The sequence below is a fragment of the Pseudomonas sp. genome, from assembly GCF_041601375.1.
Classification (GTDB): Bacteria; Pseudomonadota; Gammaproteobacteria; order Pseudomonadales; family Pseudomonadaceae; genus Aquipseudomonas.
The window spans coordinates 1-7105 of record NZ_JBFIIG010000204.1; the positions used below are offsets into that span (position 1 = coordinate 1).

The 7105-nt window shown below is 63.9% G+C and carries 7 protein-coding genes; 2 read left to right on the forward strand and 5 right to left on the reverse strand.

The window, feature by feature from the left end; genetic code table 11:
* Positions 1 to 971, reverse strand: a 971-nt coding sequence (locus ABZE94_RS18930; RefSeq protein ID WP_372877399.1) for a mechanosensitive ion channel family protein, incomplete at its 3' end; no start/stop codon positions are given.
* A gap of 246 nt (positions 972 to 1217) precedes the next feature.
* On the opposite strand from ABZE94_RS18930, the gene ABZE94_RS18935 reads away from it, so the two are divergent.
* A complete protein-coding gene (locus ABZE94_RS18935) occupies positions 1218 to 1634 on the forward strand; it encodes a DUF6491 family protein (protein WP_372877401.1) in 417 nt (138 codons plus the stop codon).
* Between the two features lie 69 nt (positions 1635 to 1703).
* A complete protein-coding gene (locus tag ABZE94_RS18940) occupies positions 1704 to 2246 on the forward strand; it encodes a hydrolase (RefSeq protein WP_372877403.1) in 543 nt (180 codons plus the stop codon).
* Between the two features lie 24 nt (positions 2247 to 2270).
* On the opposite strand, the gene ABZE94_RS18945 is transcribed toward ABZE94_RS18940, so the two are convergent.
* From ABZE94_RS18945 to ABZE94_RS18960, 4 genes are all read right to left on the reverse strand, one after another.
* Positions 2271 to 2564, reverse strand: coding sequence for a DUF3325 family protein (locus ABZE94_RS18945; RefSeq protein WP_372877405.1), 294 nt, complete (start codon positions 2562 to 2564; stop codon positions 2271 to 2273).
* Positions 2557 to 4104 carry a PepSY-associated TM helix domain-containing protein gene (locus ABZE94_RS18950; protein WP_372877406.1) on the reverse strand — a complete coding sequence of 516 codons (1548 nt, stop codon included), beginning with the start codon at positions 4102 to 4104 and terminating at the stop codon, positions 2557 to 2559. Before ABZE94_RS18950 ends, ABZE94_RS18945 begins: the two co-directional genes overlap by 8 nt.
* Positions 4104 to 4409 carry a hypothetical protein gene (locus tag ABZE94_RS18955; RefSeq protein WP_372877408.1) on the reverse strand — a complete coding sequence of 102 codons (306 nt, stop codon included), beginning with the start codon at positions 4407 to 4409 and terminating at the stop codon, positions 4104 to 4106. The genes ABZE94_RS18950 and ABZE94_RS18955 overlap by 1 nt, the downstream gene beginning before the upstream one ends.
* A 238-nt stretch (positions 4410 to 4647) precedes the next feature.
* Positions 4648 to 7080, reverse strand: coding sequence for a TonB-dependent siderophore receptor (locus ABZE94_RS18960; RefSeq protein ID WP_372877410.1), 2433 nt, complete (start codon positions 7078 to 7080; stop codon positions 4648 to 4650).
* Between the last annotated feature and the right edge of the window lie 25 nt (positions 7081 to 7105).

A 7105-nucleotide genomic window follows, 5' to 3' on the forward strand; every position in this document is an offset into this window, starting at 1 on the left:
CCGATATTGGTGATGCGGCGGGTGTTGGCCGGCTCCTGGCCGTCTTCGGCCAGGGCGCTGTTCCAGCTGAGCAGTTCGCTGTGCTTGTGCTGGAGGTACTGCCTGAGCAGGCTGATGCGCTGCAGGCGGGTGATTTCCTCCGGGTTGAGAAAGCCGACGCTGGTCTGGTCCAGGTACAGGCTGCGCATGATCCGCCGCCCGCCGCACTCCTGCATGCCGCGCCAGTTCTTGAACGGGTCGCTGATAAAACGCTTGGTCGGGATGCTGGTGATGGTCTTGTCCCAGTTCTGCACCTTGACCGTGTGCAGGGCGATGTCGATCACGTCGCCATCGGCATTCAGTTGCGGCATCTCGATCCAGTCGCCGACCCGGATGATGTCGCTGGAGGAGATCTGCACGCTGGCCACCAGCGACAACAGAGTGTCCTGGAAGATCAGCATCAGCACTGCGGCCATGGCGCCCAGGCCAGAGAGCAGGATCAGCGGCGAGCGGTCGATCAGGGTGGCGATGATGAGGATCGCGGCGATGACGAACACCAGGATCTTGATCACCTGGACATAGCCCTTGATCGGCTTCAGGTAGGCATCCGGGCGGCGCCGATAAAAGATGTTCATCAGGCTCAGGCTGGCGCTTATCGCCAGGGCGACGGTCAGCACGATAAAGGCGCTGCAGACGTTGCGCACCACCGTGACCGCCGCGGCGGGCAGGTGCGGCACCAGGCCGATACCGGCGGAGAGGATCAGCGCCGGCACTATATTGGCCAGGCGGGCGCTGATCCGCGAGTCGGCCAGCGCCTGGTCCTGGCCCAGGGACGTGGCCTCGAGTACCCGGTGCAAGCCGCGCAGGAGGATGCGCTTGACCACCCAGTTGCCGAGCCAGGCGGCGAGTGCCAGCAGGCCGACGCTGATCAGGGTGTAGAGCTCGGGGTAGTGTTCAAGCCATTCCAGGGTGATGGCGAGTTGCTGCTTCATACCGCTCCTCATGTGCTTCGGTGACTTGCCGTGTATTTCTGGAGCCGCGCATCGGGCGTAATCTGTCTTTATGCGCGAAGGCTGTGGAACGCGGCGAGGGGTACCTTAACAAAGGGGGCGTTTATCCGGCGCTACGATTTTTCTCGAGCTGTGGTGGCCAGAGCCTTGCGCGTGGATTACCGCCTGCCTAGGTCCGGCAGGCACTTTGGGCCGGCGGCGGCTGCGCTGTCGGTCGGGTGGGACATCATGGGCACACTGAAAATCTTGCTCATCCTGCTGGTGGGTGCGCTGCTCGCCGCCTGCGGTCAGCAGTCGCTCCGCGATGAGGCGTTGCCACTGGAAGATCGTCTGGCCGCGCTGGGCTATCGTCAGGGCGAAGCGGTCAAGTCGCTGTGGCGTACCGATATCGACGGTTGGCAGTACCTCGATAAACGGCATATGGTGCTGGGGACCGGGCCGGGACGCTCTTATCTGATCGAGTTCTCCTCCCCCTGTCGCAACCTCAATTTCAGTAACCGCATCAGCTACAGCACGACGGCCGGCGCCCTGACCACCCTGGACAAGATCGTTTCGATCGACTCCGGCGGTTTCCCCGAGCATTGCCTGATCGGGCAGATCTACCGGCTGGAAAAACTGCCGAGGCTCAAGGCGCCGGCCAACTGAACCGGTGGTGGAGCAGGCGTTGAGCCGACTGCGCGGTTGCCGTGACCAACCAATGACGAAGGACTGTTGATGCGAATCAAAGCCGCGACTTCGACCCTGCTCATCATCGACATTCAGACGCGCCTGTTCCCGGTCATCGATGACTGCCAGGCGCTGGCCGACAATGCCCTGTGGCTGCAGCAGGTGGCGCAGCGCATAGGCGTGCCGGTGCTGCTCACCGAGCAGTACAGCAAGGGCCTGGGGCAGACGATCCCGACCTTGCGCGCTGGCCATGAGCCTGCGGCCATCATCGAGAAGCTGCACTTTTCCGCGGTCAGCGAAGGCGAGTTGTTCACCCGGCCCGGCGGTGAGCGGCCGCAGTTCGTGGTCTGCGGCAGCGAAGCCCATGTCTGTGTGCTGCAGAGCGTACTCGACCTGCTCGCCCAGGGCCGGCGCGTCTTCGTGGTGGCGGAGGCGGTGGGCTCGCGCAGGGCCTCGGACAAGGCGCTGGCCCTGGCCCGCATGCAGCAGGCGGGCGCCAGCATAGTGTCGCGTGAAATGGTGGCCTTCGAATGGCTGGAGCAGGCCGGCAGCGAACTGTTCCGTGAAGTGAGCAAGGCGTTCATTCGCTGACGCACACCGGTATGGCCCGGCCTGCTAGCGGCTTTGCCTGGCAGAGAGGGTCAGCGCCAGGGCAAATGTAACCACATAACCGCCCAATGGCAGCGACAGCAGCCAGATCAGGATACCAAAGCCCCAGCCGTAAAGGCTCATGGCCAAGATCGAGCCCGTCAGCAGGCCGGCCCCACCCAGCCACTGCAGGCGCTGCTTGGGGGGTAATCGGGTCTGTTCCATCAGCGTCCGCCAGTGCTTGTCCTGGCTCAGGGCCAGGCAGCCAAGGGTGAAAAGCTGCAGCATCAGCAGGCCGGTTGCGCACAGCAGATCAAGCATCTTCAAGGTTTCCCCGGGGTAACGCCGGTGTCTGGACCCGATGCAGGCGCTTGCAGGCCCAGGCTGCCAGCAACGCCGTGAGCAGCAGCACGGCATCGACTCCGGCCACCGCCCATTGCCCCTCGGCCAAAGCCGGCAGCGGATGGCCGTTGGCGTTCCAGGCATTGAGCAGCACCGCCGCCAGGGCCAGCGAGGCAATGATGGCGCATTGCTCGCGCCAGGGCGGGCGATGTGCGGCTGAGCGGTAGACCCCAGCCGTGGCGTGCAGGACAGCCCCCAGCCAGGCGGAGAAAAAGAGGACGACCTCCCAGCTCGCACGGTTGGCCAAGGTTTGCGCCAGCAGCTGGTTGGCCACCAGCATGGCCAGGGTCGCCAGCGGCAGACCGCCGATCAGGCTGGCGCTCAGTGCGGTTACCAGGCGTACCTCGGTTCGGCCGTGCAGATGCTCTCGGCGGCGTTTCTCGGTCCAGTACAGCAGGCCGCTGGCGAGCATGATGCAGCCGCTCACGCCGGCCAGGAAATACAGCGCGCGCAGCAAGGGCTGCTGGAAGTGCGCGACATGCAGCCCGGCCAGCAGGCTATAGGTGGCGGCTGCCGGTTTCAGTCTAGCCTGATGCAGCAGTTGCCCGCTGGGGCCATCGAAGTACAGGGTCTCGGCGTCCAGGCTCAGGCGGTTGGCCAGGGAACGGCCGATTTCCACATAGGCCTGGGCATCGCCCGGGTGCCAGACGCGGACGAAGGCCGGCTCGCCGTCCTGCCATATCGCTCGCGCCTGATCGGCCATATCGTCCAGCGACGCCAGGCTGCCAGTCTGGCCCGACGACGGCCGGCTAAAGGCGGCGCGCGCCTCGCGGTCGAACTCGCCAGCCTGCGCCTGATAAGTCGCCAGAATGCCGGCCGGTAGATAGAGCGGAAAGCTGATGACCAGGCCGCTCAGCAGCATGACCAGAAAAAACGGCAGGGCGAATACCCCGGACAGGTTATGCAGATCCAGTAGCCGCCGCGGCCCCTTGTCCGGCCGAAAACTGAAGAAGTCCTTGAGCAAGCGCACATGGATCACCAGCCCGGAGACGATCACCAGCAACCCGGCCATGCTGGCCAGGCCGACCAGCAGCAGGCCCAGGCGACCGGCCTGCAGGTGCAGCATGTAATGGAAGCGGTAGAAGAAGTCGCCGCCCTGGCTACTGCTCGCGGCGACCACGCGGCCAGTGCCCGGGTCGATAAATCGGCTTTTCCCTCGATCCTGCAGGTCCCAGGATTGCAGGCGCAGCAGCGGCACCCGGCTGTTGGGCAGTTCCACATACCATTGCTCCAGTGCTTGCTGGCTAGTGAGCCGTTCGGCCACCGGCAGCACCTGGCGATCCAGCGACAGCGCGGCGGAAGCCGGCGGCAGGCGCGTCTGCGGCAGCATCCAGCGATCCAGCTCGCTGTCGTACAGCGCCAGGCTGCCCATAAAGAACGCCACGAACAGCAACCCGGCGAAACCCAGGCCGAGCACGCTGTGCAGCCAGAGCATGGCCTGGCGCAGGCTGGCAAACATCAGCGTGCTCCCCAGCTGCGACCGAGCATTGCCAGCAGCGCGCTCACCAGCGCCAGCACGACCCAGAAACGCAGCGGCCGCCGCACCGCAAGCGCGGTTATAGCGATCACCGGATAGAGCAAAAAACCCAGCAAGCTGCTGAAAATCACCGCCTCGCTACGCGCCAGGCCCAGGCGGAACAATGCGCCGCCAGCGCAGCCGGTGAGCGCCCAGATAACGCCATAGCTGGCGATCAACACCAACAGCAGATAAGCGCCACGGGTCAGGGCGAGATTTTTTCCGGACGCTTTGCTGAGGGTGTGCACACTTATCTCCTGGATCGGCCGACCCGCTACTACCCGGATTGCGCTAGCGCTTATCCGGGTTACGAAAACCTGTCTGCCTCCGCGCGCAATCCGGGCTCCGTCTTGGCGGGTTACGCCGCGCGGCGAGCCCTGTGTCGTTTGTTGGAGCGTTTTTGCGCAGCTAACCCGCCCTACGGACGGCAACACGACAAAAGCCCGGCTCTCAACCAGAGCCGGGCTTGGCACGCTTTTTCGCGCCTTAGAACGTGGCACGCAGGGTCATGGTGGCGGCCCTTGGATTGCCCCAGATATTGCCGTCCTGCATGGTATTGATGCGCTGGTAGTACTTCTTGTCGGTCAGGTTGGTGACCAGCAGATCCGCCGACAACTGCGGGGTGATCTGGTAGCCAAAACCGGCATCGAACAGGGTGTAACCGCTCTGTTGCAGCTTGGCATCTCCCAGCGGGGTGATGCTGTTGTAGGTCTTGCTGACCGCGTTCATGGCCGCCTGCAGGTTCCAGCGCTGCAATTCGCCCGGCAGTTGGTAGCGGGTCCACACGCGCAAGATGTGCTTGGGCGTGAAGACTTTCACGGTGTCGGTGCTGTTCAGGTATTCCTTGTGGGTGTAGGTGTAGTTGGCATTCAAGCTCCAGTCGGCGCTCAGCTGACCGTTGAGTTCGGTCTCGAAGCCGCGGCTGCGGGCCTTGCCACCGGCCACCGAGTCCTCATCCAGGTCGTCGATGGCGCGGTTCTGTTCCTCGACCTGGAACAGGGCGAAGGAGGCTGCCAGTGCGCCGTCCAGGTACTCGCCCTTGATCCCAGTTTCCCACTGCTTGCCCTGCAACGGCTCGAGCATGTCGCCGTTGCTATCGCGGGTGCGCGCATCATGCGGCTGGAACACCTCGGCGTAGCTGGCGTAGAAGGAATAGGTCGGGTTGAGGTCGTAGACCAGGCCAACGAAGGGCGTGAATTCGGCGTCTAGATTGTCGTTGCTCTTGCCGGTGCGAGCTCCCGCCGGTGTGTAGGTGCTGTTGTCGAAGTCCCACCAGGAGAGACGACCGCCCAGCACCAGGGTCAACGGCTCGGCCAGACTCAGGCGCAGATTGCTGTAGAGGCCGCGCTGGCGGGTATCGGCGAGGACATTCTGTTGAGGATCGAAGCCCGGTTGGGCTGAGCTGACCTGCGGATCGAACAGGGCCACCTCCTCAAGGAATTCGGAGTTGTAGTTGCCTTTATTAAAGAATTCGGAACGGCTGTAATTGGCACCGACCAGCAGCTTATGCTCACGGCCGAATAGCTTGAACGGCCCATCGACATAGGCATCCACCTCGTTCTGCTCTTCGCGGTAGTCGAAGCGGATGGCGTTGATGTCCAACACATTGAGCTCGGGGTCGATGCCCATGCCGTTGCGTGCATAGACCTGGATCAGGTCGAAGTTGTTCTGCGCATGACGCAGGGAGAGCTTGGCCTTCCAGCCACCAGCCAGTTGCTGCTCCAGCTCGGCGAAAACGCTGTCGCTCCAGAAATAGTCACGGTTCCAGTCGGCGCCGTAGAAATTGGAGCGCGAGACATCGACCAATGACAGCTTGAAATCGCCGTCCGGGGTCCTCGACAGGTAGGACGGCAGCGAGCGTTGCGCCCCACGCGCATCCACTTCCTGATGGCTGACTCCCAGGGTTAACAGCGTATCCGGGGTCAGGTCGGCTTCCAGCACGCCGTAGAAGAGGTTGCTTTGCTCATCGCCGCCGTCGTAGTGGAACCGCCGATCGCGCTTACTGGCCACCGCACGCCCGCGGATGTTGCCGCTGTCGGTCAGCGGACCGGTGACGTCGAGCATGCCGCGGTAGTCGTCCCAGGAGCCGGCGCTCAGCTCGCCGGAAACCGCTGCTTCGGCCTGAGGGCGCTTGCGCACCAGGTTGATGCTGCCGCCGGTGCCTCCGGCCCCGTTGAGAATCCCGGCCGGGCCCTTGAGCACTTCCACCCGCTCGTACATCGCCAGGTCCGGCGAGAGAAAGATGCGCCCGTCCATTGTCGTCGGCGTGCCATCCAGCTGCAGCGAGTTGATCTCGAAGCCGCGGGAGACGAACACCGTACGATTGGCGTCGATACGCTGCACGGTGACCCCACCGACCTGCTTCATGGCTTGTTCCAGGGTGTAGAGGTTCTGTTCCTCGATCCGTTCCTGGCCCAGCACATTTATCGTCTGTGGCACTTCGCGCAAGGCGAGCGGAGTCTTCGAGCCTACCGTAACGACGTGCGGGGCCTGGTGCGAGCCTGTTTGCCCTTGACCGGTGATGGTCATCGAATCCAACTCGACCGCGCTCTGCGGCGCGCTCGCTGGAATCAGTCGATAGGCATTGGCGGACAGCTGCTGGGCCTGCAAACCACTGCCTTGCAGCAAGGTGGCAAGGGCCTGCTGGCTGGTCAAGGCAGCGCTGACGCCTTGGCTGGCCTTGCCCGCGACGCTGGTTGCAGGATAGGACAGGTTCAACCCCGCCTGGCGGGCGAACTGGTCGAGCGCGTCGGCGAGTGGCCCGGCGGGGATGTTCCAGTGCTGTTGTTGGCTGCTGCCGGCATCTTCCGGGAGTTGCGCCAGGGCGGCCGGGCTGGTGCCAGTCAACGCCAGGCCGAGCAGGGCGCCGCGTATGGCCTGGCCGAGCGGATTAGTGCGGGCGGGTAGGAACGATCTCATCGCGTTTCATATTCTCCAAGGGGGC